Annotated in this window: 21 protein-coding genes; 1 reads left to right on the forward strand and 20 read right to left on the reverse strand. The window is 41.8% G+C overall.

All coding sequences use genetic code 11. The annotated features are described in order from the left end of the window. Positions 1 to 11: 11 nt before the first annotated feature. The 5 genes from FTT87_RS01765 to FTT87_RS01785 all read right to left on the reverse strand — a co-directional run bounded on the left by FTT87_RS01765 (position 12) and on the right by FTT87_RS01785 (position 5,796). Positions 12 to 422 (reverse strand): ComEA family DNA-binding protein, encoded by a 411-nt coding sequence (locus tag FTT87_RS01765; RefSeq protein ID WP_180043673.1) that lies wholly within the window; start codon positions 420 to 422, stop codon positions 12 to 14. Positions 423 to 433: 11 nt separating this feature from the next. Continuing rightward, positions 434 to 1,195: a nucleoside triphosphate pyrophosphohydrolase gene (gene mazG, locus FTT87_RS01770; protein WP_180174238.1), complete on the reverse strand. Its 762-nt coding sequence runs from the start codon at positions 1,193 to 1,195 to the stop codon at positions 434 to 436. 339 nt (positions 1,196 to 1,534) lie between these two features. Further along, positions 1,535 to 2,227 (reverse strand): hypothetical protein, encoded by a 693-nt coding sequence (locus FTT87_RS01775; RefSeq protein ID WP_180043669.1) that lies wholly within the window; start codon positions 2,225 to 2,227, stop codon positions 1,535 to 1,537. Between the two features lie 12 nt (positions 2,228 to 2,239). Beyond that, the gene (locus FTT87_RS01780; protein WP_257224439.1) at positions 2,240 to 4,300 is read right to left on the reverse strand and encodes a hypothetical protein; all 2,061 of its coding nucleotides are present in this window, start codon (positions 4,298 to 4,300) and stop codon (positions 2,240 to 2,242) included. Continuing rightward, positions 4,291 to 5,796: a hypothetical protein gene (locus FTT87_RS01785; RefSeq protein WP_180174239.1), complete on the reverse strand. Its 1,506-nt coding sequence runs from the start codon at positions 5,794 to 5,796 to the stop codon at positions 4,291 to 4,293. Before FTT87_RS01785 ends, FTT87_RS01780 begins: the two co-directional genes overlap by 10 nt. Before the next feature lie 646 nt (positions 5,797 to 6,442). Here FTT87_RS01785 and FTT87_RS01790 point away from each other — a divergent pair. After that, positions 6,443 to 6,868: a hypothetical protein gene (locus FTT87_RS01790; protein WP_180174240.1), complete on the forward strand. Its 426-nt coding sequence runs from the start codon at positions 6,443 to 6,445 to the stop codon at positions 6,866 to 6,868. Between the two features lie 201 nt (positions 6,869 to 7,069). Here the strand turns inward: FTT87_RS01790 and FTT87_RS01795 are convergent, their stop codons facing one another. The 15 genes from FTT87_RS01795 to FTT87_RS01865 all read right to left on the reverse strand — a co-directional run bounded on the left by FTT87_RS01795 (position 7,070) and on the right by FTT87_RS01865 (position 22,335). Further along, a complete protein-coding gene (locus FTT87_RS01795; RefSeq protein WP_171263150.1) occupies positions 7,070 to 7,717 on the reverse strand; it encodes a 4'-phosphopantetheinyl transferase superfamily protein in 648 nt (215 codons plus the stop codon). A 91-nt stretch (positions 7,718 to 7,808) separates the two neighbouring features. Beyond that, positions 7,809 to 9,221: a ribosome biogenesis GTPase Der gene (der, locus tag FTT87_RS01800; protein ID WP_086195373.1), complete on the reverse strand. Its 1,413-nt coding sequence runs from the start codon at positions 9,219 to 9,221 to the stop codon at positions 7,809 to 7,811. A 162-nt stretch (positions 9,222 to 9,383) separates the two neighbouring features. Then, on the reverse strand, positions 9,384 to 10,532 hold the full coding sequence (gene bamB / locus FTT87_RS01805; RefSeq protein ID WP_086195372.1) for an outer membrane protein assembly factor BamB: 1,149 nt from the start codon (positions 10,530 to 10,532) through the stop codon (positions 9,384 to 9,386). Continuing rightward, entirely contained in the window at positions 10,532 to 11,233 is a 702-nt protein-coding gene (locus tag FTT87_RS01810) for a tetratricopeptide repeat protein (protein ID WP_166169254.1), read from the reverse strand. The genes bamB and FTT87_RS01810 overlap by 1 nt, the downstream gene beginning before the upstream one ends. Before the next feature lie 29 nt (positions 11,234 to 11,262). Then, a complete protein-coding gene (gene hisS / locus FTT87_RS01815; protein WP_180081659.1) occupies positions 11,263 to 12,558 on the reverse strand; it encodes a histidine--tRNA ligase in 1,296 nt (431 codons plus the stop codon). Between the two features lie 3 nt (positions 12,559 to 12,561). After that, positions 12,562 to 13,683 (reverse strand): flavodoxin-dependent (E)-4-hydroxy-3-methylbut-2-enyl-diphosphate synthase, encoded by a 1,122-nt coding sequence (gene ispG, locus FTT87_RS01820; RefSeq protein WP_086195369.1) that lies wholly within the window; start codon positions 13,681 to 13,683, stop codon positions 12,562 to 12,564. Positions 13,684 to 13,707: 24 nt separating this feature from the next. Further along, positions 13,708 to 14,499: a helix-turn-helix domain-containing protein gene (locus FTT87_RS01825; protein WP_086195368.1), complete on the reverse strand. Its 792-nt coding sequence runs from the start codon at positions 14,497 to 14,499 to the stop codon at positions 13,708 to 13,710. Continuing rightward, the gene (pilW, locus tag FTT87_RS01830; protein ID WP_166169250.1) at positions 14,490 to 15,251 is read right to left on the reverse strand and encodes a type IV pilus biogenesis/stability protein PilW; all 762 of its coding nucleotides are present in this window, start codon (positions 15,249 to 15,251) and stop codon (positions 14,490 to 14,492) included. Before pilW ends, FTT87_RS01825 begins: the two co-directional genes overlap by 10 nt. A gap of 60 nt (positions 15,252 to 15,311) precedes the next feature. Beyond that, entirely contained in the window at positions 15,312 to 16,547 is a 1,236-nt protein-coding gene (gene rlmN, locus FTT87_RS01835; protein WP_086195366.1) for a 23S rRNA (adenine(2503)-C(2))-methyltransferase RlmN, read from the reverse strand. Positions 16,548 to 16,669: 122 nt separating this feature from the next. Beyond that, complete coding sequence (gene ndk / locus FTT87_RS01840; RefSeq protein WP_086195365.1) at positions 16,670 to 17,101, reverse strand: nucleoside-diphosphate kinase; 432 nt, start codon at positions 17,099 to 17,101, stop codon at positions 16,670 to 16,672. Between the two features lie 111 nt (positions 17,102 to 17,212). Then, positions 17,213 to 17,413, reverse strand: a complete 201-nt coding sequence (gene iscX, locus FTT87_RS01845; RefSeq protein ID WP_086195364.1) for a Fe-S cluster assembly protein IscX — start codon at positions 17,411 to 17,413, stop codon at positions 17,213 to 17,215. 88 nt (positions 17,414 to 17,501) lie between these two features. Continuing rightward, on the reverse strand, positions 17,502 to 18,053 hold the full coding sequence (locus FTT87_RS01850; RefSeq protein ID WP_086195363.1) for a phosphatase PAP2 family protein: 552 nt from the start codon (positions 18,051 to 18,053) through the stop codon (positions 17,502 to 17,504). A gap of 31 nt (positions 18,054 to 18,084) precedes the next feature. Continuing rightward, a complete protein-coding gene (locus FTT87_RS01855; RefSeq protein ID WP_180174241.1) occupies positions 18,085 to 19,365 on the reverse strand; it encodes a glycosyltransferase family 1 protein in 1,281 nt (426 codons plus the stop codon). A gap of 209 nt (positions 19,366 to 19,574) precedes the next feature. Beyond that, entirely contained in the window at positions 19,575 to 19,988 is a 414-nt protein-coding gene (locus tag FTT87_RS01860) for a hypothetical protein (protein WP_171263149.1), read from the reverse strand. A 13-nt stretch (positions 19,989 to 20,001) separates the two neighbouring features. Then, positions 20,002 to 22,335, reverse strand: coding sequence for a fimbria/pilus outer membrane usher protein (locus FTT87_RS01865; RefSeq protein WP_086195361.1), 2,334 nt, complete (start codon positions 22,333 to 22,335; stop codon positions 20,002 to 20,004). Between the last annotated feature and the right edge of the window lie 5 nt (positions 22,336 to 22,340).

Below are 22,340 nucleotides of genomic sequence, written 5' to 3' on the forward strand. Positions count from 1 at the left end.
TTGCCATTCCTCTACAAGCCTAAACGGTCTTTATTCTTGCTAAATAGCGCAGGTCCAATCCCCTTGACCTGTTGCAATTCTTCAATATTTTTAAATTTTCCATTTTTTTGTCGATAGGAAATAATGGCTTCAGCTTTCTTCTGTCCTACCCCTGAAAGTTCTTGTAGCTGTTCCGCATTGGCCTGATTCAGGTTGATCTTGTTGGTCGCTGAAGTCGCAGAGTTTAAAGCAGGCCTAGCCAAATAATAATTCCGTGTTGAGACGCGCGGTATTTTTAACCGTGCATCCTGGGCCTCCTGTTCAACCTTCCATTTTAAATACTGCTGGTCAAACTGTTGAGCATAACTACTGGATACACTCAACAAAGACAGCAGACTAAAAATATAAGAAATCCCCTTCAGGATAGGTATTATTTTTTTCATTGGGAAACCTATTATTTTAATTGTTGTTTCGCTTGCTCCCACAGTTGATCCATTTCTTCTAATGATAGGGCTTCAATATTTTTATCTTGTTGCTTAGCCTGATCTTCAATGAAAGCAAAACGTGTTCTAAATTTATGAATGGTACTTAACAGTGCCATTTCACTAGAAAGTCCTAGTTTACGTCCAACATTGATCAGTGAAAATAAACAATCGCCAAATTCGTCGAATATTTCGTCGGAATTTTGCCTTTGCATGGCGTGTTGTAATTCGCCTAATTCCTCATTCAGTTTGCCATAAGCACCTGCCACATCTGGAAAGTCAAAGCCAATTTTCGCCGCATTTTTTTGAATGTCATGTGCTTGCTGAATGGCAGGACCATGTTTGATCTCATCTAAGCGTGATTGTACTTTGCCCTGCTTTTCCTGCTGTTTAATTTGCTTCCACAGTACGGATACATATTCTGCACTCAATTCGGAATATTGTTCTGCCTGAAAGACATGAGGATGACGGCGAATCAGTTTTTCGGTAATGGCATTGACCACATCATTAAAATCAAAAGCACCTTGCTCACTGTACATTTGAGCCTGAAACACCACCTGTAACAGCAAGTCACCCAGCTCATCGCGCACATCATTTGCGTTTCCTGCTCTGACTGCCGCTTCGACTTCATAGGCCTCTTCTATGGCATATCGGGTGAGGCTTTGCGGTGTTTGCTGCTGATCCCATGGACATTTCTCACGTAACTCACGCATCACTGCCAATAAATTATCCATGTTTTAAGTACTCCCCGACATGTTCAGATACAAGCATTTTCCTGCTCCATTGTAGTGATATTGAACCGCATTGCACTCAAAAATAAAGTACCTCAATCATAAAAGTGAAAAGAGAACACATACGGGCACTAGATCGGTATGGGTGAGACAATACTAGATAGGATCAGGGGAATTACGCGACTTGCTGTTAATGAGCGATCGCCTGCGCAAAAAAATGGGGAGAGAATAAATAAAATACCAGCAAAAGAGCCTGATGATCAGGCTCTTCTTTAGTGTTAAATATATTTAATGAACGGTAGCGATTTTAATCGATTTAAAATCTGCATCCCAATCAATATATTAAATATCATCAAGCACTCTTGGTTTTTCTGCAGAGCTGGTTGGCAGCTTAAATTCAATACCGGCTTTTTTAAACAGCTTAGGATATTCTACCAAAGCCAAGGTTGAGTTTTTTGCAATACCGGTAATATCACCCACTACATTTTTAGCATCAACCAATGACATTCCAGTATTGGTCAAGCTGGCTGGATTTGTGATCAAACTGGTACTCACCTGTTTTGCCCCTACCGCCAATTCACGAGCGGTTAAACTTGCAATCACAAAGTTTGTTGCAGAATCCAACAAGTGTTTCTTTTGGTCTGCATTCAATGATGCAAGTTTTGCGACTGTTGCTGCCTCATCCTTTTGAGAAGCTTCTAAAACAGCATTAGACATCGCCACAATTTCTTTTTGAATGGCTTCTTTTTCTTTCAGATCAGAAGTTATTTTCAGGCTTTTCTGTTTTGCTTTTAATTCATCCGAATCCTTTTTGCTTGCAAGCAATGAAGCTAAAGCAGTACGGCTCTGAAGAAACATCGCATTCGCGGCTTTGGCTTGAGTAAAGAAACCATTCAGATCCATATTTGACGAAGATACCCCGGTAGCCGATTCAGTGAGTGTCGAAGCCAGGCTACTAAGTGAACCAAAACCAGCATAAACACTTGATGCTCCCATTGATGCACTGATGGCTAAAACAATCGAAATTTTTTTCATACCCTATTACCCTTATTGTGAAGAATCGGCTTTTTGCACGATTTGATTTAAAATTTTTGGCAAAGCATCAAACATCTGAATGTTATACATTTCATGACGATGCTGATGAACAATGCCTTTGAGTTGAATTTCCTGCTGGAAACCATATGCACCGATTTTTTCAGCGTTCTGGTTGAATCTGCGCGCACCACTCGTCATGACCAATGTCGCATCACAACTGGATTGATCACTATTACATTTCACCGAGTTTTCTTTCACCTCGATCTTAAAGACAGGCTGCAAACATTCATCTTTTGGAAGATAGAAATTCACATCCATATTCTTTTTAAAACCGGCATTTTCGGTCATACGAATAACAGCGTCTTTTAATAAGGTTTGCCCTTTAAAACCTGCACCAGTGGCATAAAACGGTCGCTTCGACTGGCTGGTAAAAGCGCTATAAAGCAATGGACCAAAACCGTAAAACGGAATTTCCCCCACTTGTTCGGTATGTAAGCCCAGACATAAAACCCGTGCCTGCTTGGAATCACCGATGGGTGCAGAACTGTCCAGCAAAATACTGTCACCAGAACGCACCGGCAAACGTTCATTGCTGCTAACCGGGAAGTCGAGTTGCGCGGTAACTTTCTTGCCTTGACGTTCTAATATGGTCGCTTCCCATGTAGGAATCAGGATATTGCGTCCTGCTGCCCGATCGGAGTGATAGACATGAACTTTCATGCCTCGACTTAAGCGCTCACCGGCATCATCAATGGTGATGCTTTGCCCGCTTGAACCCGAAACCTTTAAATCAGAGCGGGTGAATTGAATACCCTTCTGAAATTGTTGACCCAGTTTCAACAGCGCATTTTTCAGCACCACTTCTTTACGAGCTTCCAAAGAAAAGCCCATTCCTTCAGAAATCACGTCCTTAATTTCATCTGTTGCATGAGCTGAATAAATCACCCGACCGGAACGATCAATCATTTCGGCAAAGACTTCACTATGAAAGATCTGCTGTTGGGTCATTTTGCCAATCCGCTGCTGATAGGCAATCACAGGAATGACATTAACCCGAATAAAGAATTCTGGCAGCTCGCGCTGATTAATATCGGCACTTTGTGCCAAAGCCGTCTGCTCACTGATACTTTGTGCCATCGCACTATAACGGCGATTGACTGGTGTCAGGGTAAAAGATGCCTGCTCACCGATCGCATCCGAAAAAATTTGTTCAATCAGGTCTTTAGACTCACCTTGATAGGTCAATACATCCACCACCAAGGCTTTAGGCTTATTCATGGCCTGACGTGTATTGGTCGATACTTTGCTAAAGTGCTTGCTATTGCCTTGCATCAGCACCGGTACAGCAACAGCATAATCGCTGTCTGCATGTACCACACGAATCAGGTCACCTTCAGCAGAACTGAGTTCATCCTGTATGGCAATTCCCTGCTTAAATCCTTTATCGAGCACCAGATAGGATTTCCACTGGTCAATCACCTGCGTATCAATTTCAGTCACCTGGAACTTGGTTTTCAAGTCTTGAGTGAGTTGCTGTGTCAAGCTCAACAAGGTACTTTGAAATTTCTGTTTAATCGCTGCTTTGGTTGCTGCCGACTCAAGCTCACTGCTCAGCACTTGGATTGGCTGAGACAAGGTCGCACTGTCGCTATAAATCACTTCGCCCGACAAGACATTCGTGAGCTTCAAACTCAGGGTCACTGGCAGAAAAATTTCAGCCGTTGACTCTTTTTGAACGATATATTCACTGGCACGTAATACGTCCAAGGATGCGACATAGGTGCGGTGCTTGGTCTTTTGTGAAATGCTGTCGACAATTTGTTCGCCCAAGCTCTGCTTTAAACCTTGTACAAACAATTGCTCTGCTTGCTTACGAATCACATCATTATCAATGGCCTGGCTAAAGTCACAGACTATGGATGCACCATTGGCTTCATATTTATTCGGGTCGGCACGACACCCTTGCTCCAGGCCAAAAATCCCTTTTGAGGGATAAATCTGGATATCTGCATGTGCCACTGCCGAAAATAGCATTGGCATCGCCAGACACAGGGCTTTGAATTTTACTTGCATTGTGTACCGCCAATACACAGTGTGATGGTATTGCCCGCCTGTAAGCGTTCAGCATTTGACAGGGTTGGATTGACTTTGCGCAATGCTTTGGCCAACTCTGCACTCATCGGCTTTTCCCCTTTATAGGTCATGGTCATTTCAACCAATTTTCCATCTTGCGTACGAATATCGATATTCTCCGCACCGTCCATTTCATCCAGTGCAATATACAAGTCATCACCTAAACGGCTCGATACATTGCCAGAAATGCTTTTCACAAAAATGGTGATTTCCTTACCATACATGGAACGGTTTTTTGCATAACCCAAAATCTGCGGGCCGATTTGACTAATCGCCAGCTCGCCGAGTTTGGCTGCTACATTGGTTCGGCAGGCATCTGTCGTCGCACCAGTTGATGATTCAGTACGGGTTTGGCCACCCATTAGGGTCGAGTCATCCACTGAATAAATTTTAAAGCTCACCGCACCGTCACAAACAAACTGGCCCGTTACAGGAGAACGGCCACGGTCATAAATATACGAACTGCCAGCCATAAACCAGTCAGCTTTTTCCTTACGTGCAGCAGCCACCAGTTTATTCAGTTCAGCATCACTCGTCAGCTGCTGAATCGTCATACTACGGCCATTCAAATACTGGCTTCTGAAACGGTCAGAATCGAGTAAGCGCAGGTCATAACGAACCGCTGACTCAGCAATTGCATTCAAGGTCTGGTTATCGCGTTCGGCCTTGGTGCTTGGCGTTTGATATTCCACATATTTCACGAAACTTTGAATATCATTTTGCCGTTCAGACTGGCTATATTTTGCCGATTCACTGGCATTGTAACTGCTTGAAGATGATGATTTACCCGAATTATTGTGGCTCGCCGAGCGTGCCGAAACACCTACACCGGCACCATAATAGTTGTCATAGGCATAGCCTGATGCAGCAGATGAACGGCCTTTAGATAAATAAGAGTCTGAAGCACTGGCTTTAGCACTTTCACTGGCTTTGTAGCTGGCATTTTCGTCATAGCTGTAACTACGATCGGAAAAATAAGAGGTAAATTCTTTGACCGGCTTGGAATTATCTTTGGGAACACCAAAGTATTCATCCATGACAATCATAATCGGGCTGGTTCGGCTATTTTTTTTTGCTAGCCCCAGATCATTTAAAATAGAACGGAACTCTTGATCATCCATTTCAAGACTGACCTGGGTCAGCAATTCATTATTGCCTTGAGTTGAACTGCCACGGTTAATGAGGTAGCTGGAATCGACTTGCTTCACAATTTCATCCAGATACTGCTGAGCCTCTTGCATTGCTTGTGGACCGTTTATTTTTTTAATCATTGCAATGACAGCATCAGTTTTCGCATTCTGGAAAGCCTGGTTACGCGTAGCATTCGGATCTTTTTTGATAATCGGCGCGGTGCCTTCCCCATTCACTTTAATAATTTCTGCATTAACCGCCTGAAAACCGCCCAGACACAAAAGTGCCAATATGGTCTTTTTCATGATTTACACCCTTTTTCACTAAATTTTTCTGATTTACTAATAAAGAAATTTAGATATTTTTAACGTGATTTTTAAAATACAAAAAACATACAAATCATAACAAAAATTAAGATTAACTCCATCACTAAATTTTACTTTTTATTGATTTTTATACCATTCAATCAACAATATAATTTTATATGTAAAATTAATATCCCTTTAGACACAAATTCATTAATCTATTTTGATGGTTTATTTTGAATAAATATTTCAGCATATTTCAATCAATCTAAAACACAAAAAGAGGCATTTAAAACACCATTGTTAAAATTATTTCGTACAGCAGCTCAACAGCCCCAAATCACGGACTGCAATCCCCTGCACAGACATAGCCTGAACAGTAAATCCACGTTAGTCTGATCACAACATACGGGTCACTTAGGAAACATCTTGAGCAGGATAAATGGAGGACATCCCCCATAAAAAATGGGCAAATACTCATGAATACGCCTGAGAAACCACCTCCATCAGCAAGGGCTGGATCAAAAGAATACAGACTCCTTTCCTAACAATTGGTAAAACTTTAGCTAAAAAATAGCTGTTGGCAATATCGCAACTGGGATTAAAATTATCCCTAGAATCCTTCAACATGAATAAGGCGATAATAATGAAAATGAAAAATGCTCTTCTTATTTTAATCAGCAGCTTAAGTTTAATGGCTTGTTCGACTATGCCTTCCAATAAACAGACTCAAAATAACTCATTAAATTCGGAGCCGAATAGCAATGCCACCAAAGAGGTTTCGATTGATGGCAGCTATACGGGTGAAATTGTTGGCGATTACCAGAATTCTAAATTTTCCCAGTTAAAAATTGGTATGTCTAAAGGTCAGGTAGAAGATTTAGTTGGTGCTTCAACAGATCAAAGAAGCTATCAGACAGCGAAAGCCTGGATTCCAGTCGCAGGTGCTTTTTCCAAGGATCAATTTCGGATTGAAACCTACTATAAAGAGGCTGGACGCTTAATCTACGCCAATAATGGAACCAAATTATATCGAATCGAAGTGGACCAAAGCGAAGATGGCCTTCAATAATCCGTGGATCTTTTCACACACTCGCTAAACATTCATCACTATCGATCATTGAAATAAAAATGCCTGTTTTGATTTTAAAACAGGCGATACAGGTCACTGTTTTTTATCCTATCGATTTTTATTGATCTGTGTTTATCCAGATGAATCTTGGACTTTAAAGCTGTTATGACCTTATAGGGGCATGAATAAGAACCACATATTTTAAGATGACAAAATTATTTTTATTTCAGGAAAGCTAAACCCCTTACAGGAGGCTTCTGAACGCCAGGCAACCGTAAGCATGACATGCCCCAAATGAAAGTTTTGATAAGCAAATGTTCCAATTAAAGGATGACTACACAATCCGCCATTATGTACTGGATGAACAAAAGTATTTAACTCATTTAAATTTAAGCGCACGCCCAGTCCGGCAGCTTTCAATACTGCTTCTTTGGTGGTCCAGACTTTAAACCAATATTCTGACTCATGTTGCAATTCGTTCCAGTATTTTAATTCATCAGGATGAAATGCATGATTCGCCAATGCTTCAAATCTAACCTTGCGATCTAGATCTTCAATATCCACCCCGATATCAGGCATAGTATGACTGGTGGCTAAAGCATAATTTTTTTGGCTATGACTATGATTAAAATAAAATTCAGGAAAATTAATCAAATATGGTTTTCCATATTCAGTAGTCGTCAACTGCTCATGTTGAATTGTGACCTGCAATTGCTCGGAAAGTAATTGATTACGAAAGTGATGGATTTGCTGTTTTTGCAACTGGATTTTGCTCTTGCGATCAAGTGCATGATCCACATGAACGATCTGCTCCAGTGCATTTACTTCTACCCTTATCCGTCTGCTCACCAAGATCACCTGTCAAAAATAGAAGTATATTTTAAAAGAAAAAAGCCCAAAGATCACTTTGGGCTTTTTGAATACTATTTAAAGCTGGTCTTTAACCACGTTTAAATTTCTTCTCGGCTTTCTTAAACTTCTGAACATAACGACGCTTACGTGCTGCCGTGCGCTCATCAATTTGTGACTTACGCCCTTCAAACGGGTTTTCAGACGTTCTAAATTCGATTTTTACTGGCGTGCCTTCAAGCTTATACACTTTACGGAATACGTTTTCCAAATAACGACGGTAGTCTGCAGGGGTTTTATCCACCTTGTTACCATGAATGACAATCGTTGGTGGATTTTGACCACCAATATGGGCATAACGCATTTTAATACGACGACCTTGTACCATCGGTGGATGGTGCGCATCGGTTGCATCATTCAAAATTTGCGTGATTTTTGCCGGAGATACTTTCAAGTGTGAAGAATCATAGGCACGGTGAATTGACGGATAGAGATCACCTACCCCTGTACCATGTAGTGCAGAGATTAAGTGAATCTTCGCCCAAGGAATAAAGTCAAAGCGACGATCAACATCCAGCTTGCATTGCTTACGATCATACTCAGACATGTTGTCCCATTTGTTGATCGCGATCACCATGGCACGTCCCGCTTCAAGTGCATAGCCAATCAAGTGCAAGTCTTGCTCAACAATCCCGTCACGTGCATCAACCACAATCACCACAACATGAGCATCTTTCATCGCTTGTAAAGTTTTCACGATTGAGAATTTCTCGATCATTTCATCCACTTTACCTTTACGACGTACACCAGCAGTGTCAATCAAGGTGTATTTACGGCCATCACGTTCAAATGGAATATATACTGAATCGCGGGTGGTACCTGGTTGGTCAAATGCTACAACACGGTCTTCACCCAGCAGACGATTGACCAATGTCGATTTACCCACATTGGGACGACCAATAATCGCTAAACGTAAACCAGTGTCTTTATCGTGCTGATCTGGGTTTTCATCTTCAGGAACATCAGCAAGCACATCTTCAAGCATTTGCTGTACGCCACGACCATGGCTGGCAGCAACTTGTAATGGTTCACCCATCCCCAGTTTGTAGAATTCAACTAGTGCGGCTTCAGCATGTACGCCATCTACTTTGTTGGCAACAAGGAATACTTTTTTGCCGAGGGTACGCAGGTCACGTGCAATCTGCTCATCAGATGCCAGTAATCCGGCACGTGCGTCTACCACAAAGATGATCATGTCGGCTTCATGAATGGCTGTTTTGGACTGTTCAGCCATGTAGGAGTCGATTCCACCTTCAGTTTCGCCAATACCGCCAGTATCGACAACGATGAATGATTTATTTTGATATGTCGCATCGCCATACTTGCGGTCACGGGTCAGACCGGCAAAGTCAGCAACAAGCGCATCACGGCTCTTGGTGATCTGGTTAAACAACGTTGATTTTCCGACGTTCGGACGACCAATGAGCGCAATTACGGGTTTCATAGATTAACCTTTATTCAAGATCAGCCAGTAGGTCTGGTCTGAACAATCAGAAACAATAGAAGAAATAATTAGCCAAAAATAAATAAAACACGGGGCATTGAATACTCAATCCCCCGTGTAAAAAAATACGGTTAGCTTAGTTTAACATAAGGCTGAAAAAAATTAACGGTTCTGCCAGATGCTTAAAGCACCCTTACGGGTCGCCACATAAAGTTGGTTATCAATCACACGCAGGGTACGCACTTCACCACTGGTCTTTGAACGACCAATCAGCTGGCCTGTAGCCGGATCAATGAGATGCAATACGCCATCCAGATCACCCACCACCAGATCCTGACCTAGAATTACCGGGTTGCTGAGCTGGCGATTCAGTAAACTGTCATTTTGCCATAATTGTTCACCGGTGGTCAGTGAATAAGCGGTAATTTTTCCATCGGCTTGAGCCACATAAACAGTGTTATTAAAGACTTCCGGACGTTGGATACTGCTGGCATCTTCGCTCCACACCACTTGTTGGCTCGCCAGATCCATCACCGTTACCTGGCCCTGGTAGCTGGTTGTTACTAGGAATTGTCCAGCCACAACAGGATCGCCATCCAGATCATTCAGACGCTGAATATCCGAACGTCCATCACTGACAGCAACACGACGCTGCATACGCGGCACACCGCTAATAATATCCAGCGCATAAATATAGGCATTGGATGAAGCAATCAGTACAGTACGCGGATCAAGCGCAACCGGTGTCGCAACACCACGCAAGCTAAACTGTACATTCGGCAGATTATAAGTCCAGACTTGCTGACCAGTAGCCAGATCATGCGCATAGACCGTGTCATCATTGCTAACCGTAATGACACGACCGGACTGAATAAGTGATGCAGATAAAATGGCACCCGATAGCTGGGCTGTCCACTTTTGCTCACCTGTAGCCTGATCCAGAGCAAACAGTTGACCTTTTTTATTACCGACCACCACCAGGCCTTCGGCTGCTTCTATACCCGAGCTTAAGCCCAGCTTAGACACCTTTTTCTGCCACAAGCGTTGTTTGCCCTGATAGGCAGTCACTTCACCATTTGGATCGACAGCAAAAATCACGCCGTTATCGGCATCCAAGCGTAAACGTAACGGGTCTGCTTTACTGGTCGAAGAAACACTTTGAGAAAATACAGGAACAAGAGTCTTTGCTTGCACCAATTTAGGCAATGGATTCGGTTTAACCTCTTCTACCTTGATTTTATTGGTAGAACAACCAGCAAGTGCAAATGTTAAAATTGTTAGTGCAAACGGTATTTTGTATTTTCTATCCATTACGACTCATCCACTTGTGTTTCTAAAATTGGGCGTTCAACATCAGGATCATCAACTAAAACGCCAACACTTTCGAGTTTAATTTGTAAAATTTGACGTTCTTGCTTACGTTCAAGCAACGCATCCCATGCGCTCATATACGATTTTTTAGCATTTTCGATATCATTTTTAGCCACATAGACATCACCGCGTGCTTCATCAGCAGTTGCCTTAAAGGCAGGATCGGTCACTGCAGCCAATGTTTTAATGGCATCGTCATATTTTTTTTGTGCCAACTGGGCATAAGCCAAACGCAGCTTAACCACCTGTACCAGACCGACATCATCCAGTTTGGAATTTTCAACTTTTTTCAAGGCACGTTCTGCATGTGCATAATCAGCTTTGTCATAAGCCAGTTTAGCCATTAACAATTGAGTTTGAATGGCCTGTACAGAATCCGGAGCTTCTTTAACAATCTTGTCCGCAGTTGCAGATAAGGCATTAAATGCATTGGCATCGCCTGAGACACTTTTTGCATCGTCCATCAACTGTTGAACCTTGGCTGTTTCCATTTGTGATTCAGCCAGGTTCTTCTTCTGCCAATATTCCCAGCCGAAAAAGGCAATCAACGCAATTAAAATTCCGCTCATCATGGCAGAACCATATTTTTTAGCGAAAGATTTTAAGCTATCAAGTTGTTCTGCATCACTCAATGCGTTCATGGGATTACCTTTTCCTTATGTTATTCGGCTTATTTTGAAGAAAATTTTTCAATGATAAATGGCACAAAGTCAGTCACTGCAATTTCAGTCTGTTCTGCTGTTGCCAGTTCTTTGACCAGAATGTGCTGCACTTCAGCTTCACGCCCACCAAAGATTAAAGCATAAACAGCACCCGCCTGATCGGCTTTTTTCATCTGACTCTTCATTGAACCTTGTGAACCGGTTTTTAAACGGATACGGCTATTGGCTGCTTCAAGCTGGTCACGGATCTGTTCAGCAAGCACCAAGGCTTGACCTTGAGTTGCAGGGTCTGAAACCAGGAACATTTCACAGTCACGGACTGGCGTATTGTCTTCCACCTGTTCAAGTAGCAGCAACAAACGCTCCATACCCATGGCAAAGCCCACCGCAGGCACCGACTGATCAGGCTTGCCTTTAAGCTGACCAACCAGACCATCATAACGACCACCGGCACATACGGTACCTTGTGAACCCAAATGCGTGGTGGTCCATTCAAAGACTGTTTTGTTGTAGTAGTCCAGACCACGTACCAACTTCTGGTTAATAACAAAGCTTACGCCAGCATCAGTCAAATATTGCTGAAGCTGAGCAAAATGCGCCAAGGTTTCTTCACCCATGAAATCATGCAGCTTAGGCGCATTTTCCAGAATCGACTGTGTCTTCGCATCTTTAGAATCAAGAATACGGAGCGGATTCGTGGTTAAACGGCGCTGAGAATCTTCATCCAGATCGGCTTTATGCGATTCCAGGAATTCAACCAGTGCTGCACGGTATGCTGCACGCTCATCCGACTCACCTAAGGTGTTGAGTTCAAGTTTAACTTTGTCCGCAACACCCATACGTTTCCACAAACGTGCCGTCATCAGAATCAGTTCTGCATCTTGGTCGGGTGTTGCCACGCCAAAAGTTTCCACACCAAACTGGTGGAACTGGCGATAACGGCCTTTTTGCGGTTTTTCATAACGGAACATTGGCCCGATATACCACACACGCGGAGTTGCACCGCGAAGCAAGTTATGCTCAAGCATGGCACGTACACAGCCTGCAGTTCCTTCTGGACGCAGCGTCAAAGACTCAGGTGGATTACCTTTGTCCAGAAAAGTGTACATTTCTTTTTCGACGATATCGGTTGCATCACCAATTGAACGCTTGAACAGATTGGTCTGCTCAACCATCGGCAAACGGATTTGCTGGTAACCATAAGCATCCATAAGTGATGCTAAATGTTGTTCAAGACATCTCCACGCGGGGGTTTGCGTTGGAAGAATGTCATTAAAACCTTTGATTGCGACAATTGAACTCATGATCTACTCAGAAAAACCTGTGCGAATAATCTCTTTAGATTTAGCTTCTTCAAGCTCGGAAACACGTTGACGAACCATAGATTCGATTTCATCAACCAATTGATTGGTATCGATTAAATGGCTTTTCTCGCCATTACGATACACCAGTGAACGCGGACTTGCACCTACTACGCCAATATCGGCTTCTTTGGCTTCACCCGGACCATTCACTTTACAGCCAATCACGGATACATCCATTGGAGTACGAATATCTTCCAGACGTTCTTCCAGTGCCTGCATCACTTTAATCACGTTAAATTCTTGGCGTGAACAGCTTGGGCAGGCAATGAAGTTAATGCCGTTGGAACGAAGACCCAGTGATTTTAAAATATCAAAACCGATCTTGATTTCTTCTTCAGGCTCGGCCGCCAGTGAAATACGCATGGTATCGCCAATGCCTTCCATCAGTAGACCACCTAAAGCGATCGCCGACTTCACTGAACCGGTACGGTAGATACCGGCTTCGGTCACACCTAAATGCAGTGGATTATCAATTTGTTGAGATAAAAGACGATATGCATCCATAGTCAGGAATACGTTCGAAGCTTTCACCGACACTTTAAACTCATGGAAGTCTAAGCGGTCTAAAATATCGATATGACGCATGGCCGATTCAAGCAATGCCTGACCAGTTGGTTCGCCATATTTTTTCTGGATATCTTTTTCCAGTGAACCGGCATTCACCCCGATCCGCATAGAAATGTCATGATGTTTCGCCGCAGCCACCACTTCACGAATTTTTGCTTCCGAGCCAATATTGCCCGGATTAATCCGTAAACAGTCTGCACCCGCATCCGCCACCGCTAAAGCAATTTTATAGTCGAAGTGAATGTCAGCCACCAGCGGAACATTCACCTGCTTGCGAATTTCACCGAATGCGGCCGCTGCTTCCATACTGGGTACGGAAACACGCATGATATCGGCACCGGCATCTACACAACGCTGAATTTGTGCAACAGTTGCAGCAACATCACAGGTTTCGGTATTGGTCATACTCTGGATGCTGATCGGGGCATCACCACCTACATACACAGAACCGACACGAATTTTACGAGTGGGACGGCGCTTAATCGGATTTTCAATCATTGCTATCGCTCTATTCTTGACTCATTAACGTGACAAACGGAAATCTGCTTTTCCGTTGACGGTATAAGGTGACAATGCAATATTTTCATTGTTTAACTTCAACGTTACCGATGCTGCATCATCCAGACGAATCTGGAAAGGGGTTTCACCATTCAGCTTCAAGGTAGATGCCTGACGGCCTGTTGCCAACACTTTACCCGTTGAATCTACAATATGCACAGAAGTTGGCTGGCTAAACTCTAACTCAAGCTGGTCGCCCGAAACTACAGTCGAGTTATCCAGATTCAGCACCTGCACATCGGATTCGGCAGGTGCTGCTTCAGGGCTCTGGGCATCTTTGCTGGATGACCAGTTTTGTATCCCCATCACAACAGCAGCGATGACAATCAGTGCCACCAAAGCAAGCAGAATACGTTTTAACCATTTCTTGTTACGATCACGATTAGAACCCGGTAGCTTACCCATGATTTTAATTGGTGAATTGTTTAAGGCATGATTGGGCAACAATCCTGTATCATTTTGATAAATTTCATCAAAACGTTGAATGATAGAACTTGCATCCACCTTCAGGTACTTCGCATAGGTACGATAATAACCCTTAATAAAGGTAGCTTCCGGCAAAGACTTATAATCATCTTGTTCTAAAGCAGTCAAAGTCTTTATAGGGATATTTAAATCTTTGACCACTTCACTTAATTCACGCTTTTGTGCAATTCGAACTTGACGTAAGTACTCGCCTGGACGCTGAACATTTCCTAACGCAGTGGGTACTACGCTTGAACCATTCGATTGCGGTGAATTAGGATTTACTTCCATACGGCCTCAGTACTGTACTGTAATTGCAGATAACGTTGGTATTCCGGACTCTCGGGAAAAAGCGCGCGCAACTGATTGACAAGCACCTGCGTTCCCATTGGGTCGCTATTTGCCCGCGCAATTCGGATACCAATCCAAAGCGCACGCGCACCTTGATTCTTTTGACCAACACTGCGCACAAACTGTTCATACAATTGTGTTGCAGCGGCGGTCTGCTGTTTGAGATAAAAAATTTCTGACAACTCTAACATTGAAACATAAGAGTCACGATTTACTTGCAGAGCCTGTTTGAATGTTTTTTCAGCATTCACCATATCGCCTTGCTTTAAATAAATCCGTCCCGCATTTTCCAATGCTCTGTAGCGTTGTTCATAGCCCAACGTAGTTCCGGCCACATTGAGTTGTTCAAGCGCGTCATTATAACGCTCAATTTGATACAAATAAGTACCGTAGTTGTTACGCGCTTGTGCATTTTTCGGATCAGCAGAAATTGCGCGCTTAAAATAGCTCTCTGCTTTGTCCATGCTGATTTTACTGCCCTCTTGTTGCAGTAAAACCCCCATCATCATATTTGCTGTTGAATCACGTGAATCTACTTCCAGTGCCTGATCCAGAGTACGTTTTGCTGAATCCAGATCACCAGACTTAATATATTCTGCCGCCAATTGAGTGCGAACTTTCACTGCCTTCTCAGGATCTTTTTTCCCGATTGTTGCTGGTGCTTGGCACCCGGCAACAAAAATCGCGGACATACAAATTGTTGTAATAAAAGCTAATTTATATGTGGGCTTTCTCAATTGACATCCCCTTTATTATCCTTGAGTGCGCAGAATCTCATTCTGCTGCGCCACTTTCTTTTTCCACTGTTCCGCACGACGGGTACGGTCAGCAACTTGTCCAACTAACTGTCCACACGCGGCATCAATATCATCACCACGCGTCTGACGAATCGTACACACAAAACCGGCATCAGACAAAGTTTTTTGGAAAGAAATAATCCGGTTACGGCTGGAACGCCCATAGGGTGCATGCGGGAACGGATTAAATGGAATCAGGTTAATTTTACTTGGCAAGTTCTTTAACAGCTTAATCATTTGCTGTGCATGTTCAGGATGGTCATTCACGCCATCCAGCATCACATATTCAATGGTCACGTGCTTACGTGAGCTTTCATTGCCATCTTTGCCAATATAGCGCTGACAAGCCGCAATCAACTGCTCTAAAGGATATTTTTTATTGATCGGCACCAGCTCGTTACGCAGCTCATCATTGGTGGCATGCAATGAAATCGCCAAGGCGACATCAATATCTTGCGCCAACTGGTCAATTTTTGGCACCACGCCCGAAGTCGACAAGGTCACACGGCGTTTAGACATGCCATATGCAAAATCATCGAGCATGATACGCATTGAATTCAGCACGGCATCGTAGTTCAACAATGGCTCACCCATGCCCATCATCACCACATTGGTCACAGAACGCTCACGCTCTGCCACAGGCACATCTTCCATATAGGAATAATTTGCCATCCACAGCTGACCGATAATTTCAGCCTGGCTTAAATCACGCTGGAAACCCTGTTTGCCCGTAGAACAAAATGAACAGTCCAGTGCACAGCCGACCTGTGAAGAAATACACAGGGTTTTACGAGAACCGGTTTTGTCTTCTGCCGGAATCAGCACGGTTTCAACCAGAGAACCATCACCATCACCGACACGGAACACCCACTTACGGGTACCATCTTTGGAATAGTTTTTATGCACCACTTCCGGGGCTTTAATTTCACAAATCTTTTCTAATTTTTCACGCAGTTTGCCGGAAATATTGGTCATTTCAGCAAAGTCGGTCACGAAGAATTGGTGAATCCATTTCATCACCTGCCCGGCACGAAATTTCTTCTCACCCATATCTTCGAAGAATTTTTCCATTTGCGGACGTGACATGCCAAGTAAGTTCACTTTTTCCACAGAATTTTGCTGCGTCGGAGCGGATGGAGATGGTTGCTGTGCATCAGAAATTGCTGATGTAGCGACTACTTCAGTACTCATGTGTATTACCTAAACCATGCCTAAAGATGAAAGGAGAAGCTCAATATCTGAGCAGAGGATTATTCAGAGAATAAAAAAACCAGATAAGTATAATAACACTTATCTGGCTTGAATACTGCGTATTAACGAGTACGTGGAGCAATCTCAGTTTGCGCGAAGAAATAGTTAATTTCGCGGTCAGCAGATGCTACAGAGTCAGAACCGTGAGCAGCATTTTCGTCGATGCTTACAGCAAAGTCTGCACGGATAGTACCAGGAGCAGCTTCTTTAGGGTTAGTTGCGCCAAGGATTTCACGGTGAGCAAGAACTGCGTTTTCGCCTTCAAGAACTGAAACTACAACTGGACCAGAAGTCATGAACGCAACTAAATCACCAAAGAAACCACGTTCTTTGTGCTCAGCATAGAAGCCTTCAGCTTCAGCTTGAGTCAAGTGTTTCATTTTAGTTGCAACGATTTGAAGACCAGCTTTTTCGAAACGAGCAAAGATGTCGCCGATGTGGTTTTTAGCAACTGCGTCTGGTTTAACGATAGATAAAGTACGTTCAATAGCCATTGATTGGCTCCTTAAATCAATTGTTGACATGAAAATTTGCCGCATTATACCGAATAATGGGCTTTTTTCTGCTTTTGATATGTAAAAAAATTGCTTTTTTCGATGTAGCGCTTAACGCACTTCATCAATCCAAGCCATTTGAATTCCTTCCAGCAAACCTTCAGTCGATTTGGTTGGGTCATCATTAAAGTCTGGTAATGCACATACCCAAGCGTGTAAATCGGTAAAACGAATCCATTGCGGATCTACATCTGGATGTGCTTCAGAAAGCTCAATCGCAATATCAATAGTATCTGTCCAACGCAAACCCATGGCTATTCCTAATATGTTCAAATCAGTGGCAATACTTTAGCAAATTTTGGAAAAATCGCGTGATTTTCCTGATTGATCAGCTGCATTTTTACAACATGATATTAAAAAAAGGCGCACTCTCAATAATGCCACCAGCAATCACGACACCAATCAATGCGCCTACCAGCACGTCACTCGGATAATGTAGCCCCAATACCATCCGTGATATCGCCACCAGAATGGTAAAAGGTAACATCAGAATCAATAGCATGGGCTGAATATAACCCATGACCGTACTGGCCATGACAGCATGCAGGGTATGACCAGAAGGAAAACTGAAATGGTCGAGCGGCGGTTCTTGCAATCGAATCACCTGATGTACTTGATAAGGTCGAGGACGTACCGTTTTTTGTTTTAAGATTTTATAAATTACGGTACCTACCGATCCGCTAACCAGTAGATATAACACTTGTACAATATAAAATACCCCTTCCAGCACCCATAGACTGGCGAGCATAATGAACCAGAACAAACCATTGCCAAAACGGCTGATTATTTTAAAAAAGTGGGCTACCGTATGTGAATGTGAAAAATTATTCAAATACAAGCACCCTTTTAAATCCAGATCCAACATCGTTATTTTTGCTTTTTTTAAATCCATGATGATGCTCCTTTAAGCTGTCGCTTAAAATTTAGGATGTCATTGCTGTCTCCATCGCTACCGTATACAGTGCTTGCTCAAATTGTTGCACTGGATATTGCCAACCTATATGTTGCACGGCCTTTCGAGCTTCCAGTCCCATATGTTTCAATTGCTGATTGCTCGGCAACTGATACATTGACTGCATAAAACCTGTCTTATCACCCAAAGAACTCAGCCAACCTGTCAAGCCGTGTTTAATATGCAAATGTGCACAGGCATAATTATAGGCAATCACTGGCAAACCGCTTGCCATGGCCTCCAGCACCACATTGCCAAAGGTTTCAACCTGACTGGCAAATACAAAAACATTTGCACTTGCATAAGCTTGGGCAAGTTTCTGACCTGATAAATTTCCTGTAAAAATGACATCATGTCCTTGGCATAATGTTTCGAGACGACCACGCTCCGGACCATCACCCACAATCACCAGTTTGATATCCGGGTTATTTTTCTTCATGGAGAGATAGGCTTGAACCAGAACATCTATTTCCTTTTCAGGTGACAACCGTCCCACATAAAGCATGACCTGAGTACTCGGTGTTGCCTGCCATTGCTGACGTAAAACGCTGGAGTAATGTTGGGGTGAAAAATGCGTAACATCCACGCCACGCCCCACCACAACAAAAGGACAACAAATGCCAAATTCTCTTAAAATATATTCAGTATCTTTACTGGGAATACAGGTCAGTTGTGTATTGTTATGAAACCAACGTAAATAACGCTGAATGGGCTTAATTAAAAAGGCTAAATCGAAATAGCGACTAAATTCTTGAAAAGGTGAATGGAAGGCACTTGAAACAGGTATGCCCTTTGTCTTCGCTGCCTGCAAAACGCTTAATCCCAATGGTCCTTCTGTAACAATATGCACAACATTTGGTGCAAACTGATCCAATGCCTGAGAAACTTTTAAAAATTGTGGCCAGCCAAATTGCAAGCTTGGATATTGAGGAATAGCCTGAGCTTTGACTAAACACTGCTGATTTGGCAAAAATTGATCACACAGCTGCTTTTGTTCCGGCCGAATCAGTAAAATTTTATGGCCCTGTTTCTGCAAACCCTTGCAGAGTTGCAATAGAGACAGTGCCACGCCATTAATTTCTGGAGACCAGGTTTCTGTCACAATGGCAATTTTCAGCCGTGGGCGAATTAACCCAGTGAGTATCGCGACATCATCAAAAATGCGGTCTTGCTTATTTTTTTTAAAATAAAATTGGAAATTTTCTGGAAAATTTTGTTGTCTTAGCAGGTTGCTCGCATACAAATTTGCCATACAGCACCTATATCGTTATTTTAGATTTAGCTTAGATGTTAATTCTTTCAGTTTGATGATTCTTAGATGACTGTTTATTGAAACGTTGTATAATGCTAACAGCCAATAAAAACACGCTCCTCTTCCAAAGCTAGCTATTTTAAACAGCTCTTTTCAGTTTTACGTTTACGTTCAATTACAGACCAGTCCTTCACTGGCATACAAAATAATTAAAATAATAGGTTTACGTATATTACATCGCTATATATGCCAACTGGCGTACGTATAGAAGGCTGTTCTTCCAATCGTACCGCAATGACATATTTACTATCTTTTGAATTTCCCGACTGGGAAAGAGGCACATTCCACTGATTTCTCACAGGACCCGAAATATTCATTCGGGTTTTCAAGCGGTAAGTACCATTTGATACATAACTCGAACCATCCGAGCTACGCAAATTTTGACTGCTAAATTTAATTGCATAGGACTGGTCACAAAAGACTTTAAAGGAAGTTGCAGCAAAACTATGATAATAATCTGCCAAATGCATGACCGGTTCGGATATAGCATTTAAATAGCATTGCCCCGCATAAGCGAAAGCACAATTTGCATAGAGTAAAATGACCATGATAATTTTTTTCATTGTAATACCCTCTCTAGCGACAAATAACATCCATAACTGACTGCTCTAGCGCTTTTTGGTTCTGATTTGACACCTCAAAAGTACCCTGACATGTCTCGCCACCCTTGGCTTTCGCTAAAAACCGATATTTATTCGGTTTTAATCCATATAAATACACCCTACCCTGGGCATCCACAGGGAAATACTGGCTCTCTTCACCATTGATATATACTTCGCTTGTACGAGGCATCTGTTGATTATTTTGATCCAATAAACGCAAAATGACTTGTTGGGTATGATATACAGGAAAATCTAGAATATAGCCCCGTTGATTTAAGCCAATCATTTTTTGGCTCGAATAATCAAATGCATCTTCAATTGCTAACTGATTTTGGTCAAACGAAATATCATAGGGCACATAAGGAATAATATTATGTACAAATAAATAGCCATTTTTATTGGTACTTCCTACAGGAGATAATGACCTTGCAACATCAATCTCTGGAGAATCCTGAACTTTAACTAAAGCGAATGCATTATCAACAGATTTTGTTAATGCTACTTTTCCACCCAACCAGACAATAGCCCCGCGATAAATCACCTGATTATTTTCATATTCATCAGATTGGTCCAATTGAACACGTAAATCACCTACATTTGATTTTAATAAACCCGCAGCTTGATAAGCTAAATTTCCACGACGCTGATTTGCCCCCAAAACATAATCAAACCCAGTTTGTGCTGGAGATGCTTTGACAAATTGCACCCTTGTTTCATTATCTGTTGAATGCGAGAAGTAAGCATTCTTGTTATTACCTAAGCTATAGTTTAAAGATAAATATGCACCAGAATTTTTATCACCAGCAAACTCTTTAAAGCCTGAAATACTAAATGAAAGATTTGAACGCAGCATTTTAGAAATACTTAGATTTAATATACGGCTATCTGAAATATTAAAATTATCATTTTCATAATAAATTCGTTCTAAATAATTTAAATTAAAATTATTTATTATTGGCAAATCATACATACTGAAATAAAAAATATAATCATATTTTGGAATAAGTACTTCATTGCTATAGCCCAAAGTTTTATAATTATCAGTGGAATACTGCCCACTAAAACCCAAGTAAATATTATTTACAGTACGACTAATCGAGCCACCTACCGAATAGCCAGATCCATCATTACTATCACTTCCTGCAATAAAAGCGTCTAATAATGCATATTTACTAATCGCTTGAGTCCATAATAAACCCAGATTCTTTACTTCTTCACTATATGTAGCATTAAACCCAAGGGTAGTTAAATTACTTATACCCCGCCTAAAATAGATATTAGAAAAAAATTCCCTATAATCATTACTTTGAAGATCATAGTTATATCTAATCTTACCTAAAGAAATATTATATTCATTTAACCCAGGTTTAAGCAGTTTATTATTAATATATACAGGAAAACTCTGGACTGTTTTATTACCCAAAATATCTTCTACCACTACCTGAGCATCTCCAGATTGTTGAATCAATGCACCAGGCTGTAAAGTATAATTCCCCGGAGTAATTCTTTGTTGAGAAATACTAACCCCATTAATATATAAATCCACAGTTGAGGGTAAAACAGCGCTTCCTTTTAAAGTCGGCATATTCCAATAAATATAGTCAGGCCGATCTGTAAAATTTGTTCCAAAACTTAAACCACCATAACGTACTGAATTAACGAAGGGGTTGGAAATAGTAGTGGTATCACCCACGGTTAAACTTAAAAACTTATCAGGAAAATCTAGATCAAAAGCGGACCTTAGACGAACTATTTTTTCTTGTTTTACCTCTTCTGGTGCCAGAGCCTGTTCATTCTCAGTTAAATTTCGTATAAGCGTAGAATTTTGAAATAACCAATAATCTTTAAACACCCCTAATTCTGCTAATGAATTAAATTGGTCATCCTGTGAAGTCTGCTCATAAAAAAGATCATAATTTAAAAAAGCACCCAAAGCTGCCCTATTAGGCATAATCAATTTTTCTTGATCTATTTCTTTAGCTTGAAAATACTCTGCGGGTACTGTTAGTTTTACTGACTGTACATGTGTATCTATTTCAGCAAGAGCTGGGTTCAGTGAAACCAAGCAAAACTCTTTTTTTATGGGATGGACAGGAAAATAATCTCCTTTCAACTCTAAAGCATTTAAAGATTGGCACTCTATATATATTTTTTTATCTTCTTCAAATACTAATGTTTCTATATTTTTATCTATACCATTTAACCAGACGTTACTAAAAAAAACATTGTTCTCCTCTGCATTTACCCGCTGAATAGGTAGGACTATATTTAAAAATATACATGGCAAAAACAATATGATTTTTTGCATAACCC

It is taken from the genome of Acinetobacter sp. YH01022, from assembly GCF_013420235.1.
In the GTDB taxonomy this organism is placed as follows: domain Bacteria; phylum Pseudomonadota; class Gammaproteobacteria; order Pseudomonadales; family Moraxellaceae; genus Acinetobacter.

Bases quoted from the DNA above. Each gene is read 5' to 3' on its own strand.
- FTT87_RS01765 (WP_180043673.1), bottom strand. From the start codon at position 422: ATGAAAAAAATAATACCTATCCTGAAGGGGATTTCTTATATTTTTAGT.
- mazG (WP_180174238.1), bottom strand. From the start codon at position 1,195: ATGGATAATTTATTGGCAGTGATGCGTGAGTTACGTGAGAAATGTCCA.
- FTT87_RS01775 (WP_180043669.1), bottom strand. From the start codon at position 2,227: ATGAAAAAAATTTCGATTGTTTTAGCCATCAGTGCATCAATGGGAGCA.
- FTT87_RS01780 (WP_257224439.1), bottom strand. From the start codon at position 4,300: ATGCAAGTAAAATTCAAAGCCCTGTGTCTGGCGATGCCAATGCTATTT.
- FTT87_RS01785 (WP_180174239.1), bottom strand. From the start codon at position 5,796: ATGAAAAAGACCATATTGGCACTTTTGTGTCTGGGCGGTTTTCAGGCG.
- FTT87_RS01790 (WP_180174240.1), top strand. From the start codon at position 6,443: ATGAAAATGAAAAATGCTCTTCTTATTTTAATCAGCAGCTTAAGTTTA.
- der (WP_086195373.1), bottom strand. From the start codon at position 9,221: ATGAAACCCGTAATTGCGCTCATTGGTCGTCCGAACGTCGGAAAATCA.
- bamB (WP_086195372.1), bottom strand. From the start codon at position 10,532: ATGGATAGAAAATACAAAATACCGTTTGCACTAACAATTTTAACATTT.
- FTT87_RS01810 (WP_166169254.1), bottom strand. From the start codon at position 11,233: ATGAACGCATTGAGTGATGCAGAACAACTTGATAGCTTAAAATCTTTC.
- hisS (WP_180081659.1), bottom strand. From the start codon at position 12,558: ATGAGTTCAATTGTCGCAATCAAAGGTTTTAATGACATTCTTCCAACG.
- ispG (WP_086195369.1), bottom strand. From the start codon at position 13,683: ATGATTGAAAATCCGATTAAGCGCCGTCCCACTCGTAAAATTCGTGTC.
- FTT87_RS01825 (WP_086195368.1), bottom strand. From the start codon at position 14,499: ATGGAAGTAAATCCTAATTCACCGCAATCGAATGGTTCAAGCGTAGTA.
- pilW (WP_166169250.1), bottom strand. From the start codon at position 15,251: ATGTCCGCGATTTTTGTTGCCGGGTGCCAAGCACCAGCAACAATCGGG.
- rlmN (WP_086195366.1), bottom strand. From the start codon at position 16,547: ATGAGTACTGAAGTAGTCGCTACATCAGCAATTTCTGATGCACAGCAA.
- ndk (WP_086195365.1), bottom strand. From the start codon at position 17,101: ATGGCTATTGAACGTACTTTATCTATCGTTAAACCAGACGCAGTTGCT.
- iscX (WP_086195364.1), bottom strand. From the start codon at position 17,413: ATGGGTTTGCGTTGGACAGATACTATTGATATTGCGATTGAGCTTTCT.
- FTT87_RS01850 (WP_086195363.1), bottom strand. From the start codon at position 18,053: ATGGATTTAAAAAAAGCAAAAATAACGATGTTGGATCTGGATTTAAAA.
- FTT87_RS01855 (WP_180174241.1), bottom strand. From the start codon at position 19,365: ATGGCAAATTTGTATGCGAGCAACCTGCTAAGACAACAAAATTTTCCA.
- FTT87_RS01860 (WP_171263149.1), bottom strand. From the start codon at position 19,988: ATGAAAAAAATTATCATGGTCATTTTACTCTATGCAAATTGTGCTTTC.
- FTT87_RS01865 (WP_086195361.1), bottom strand. From the start codon at position 22,335: ATGCAAAAAATCATATTGTTTTTGCCATGTATATTTTTAAATATAGTC.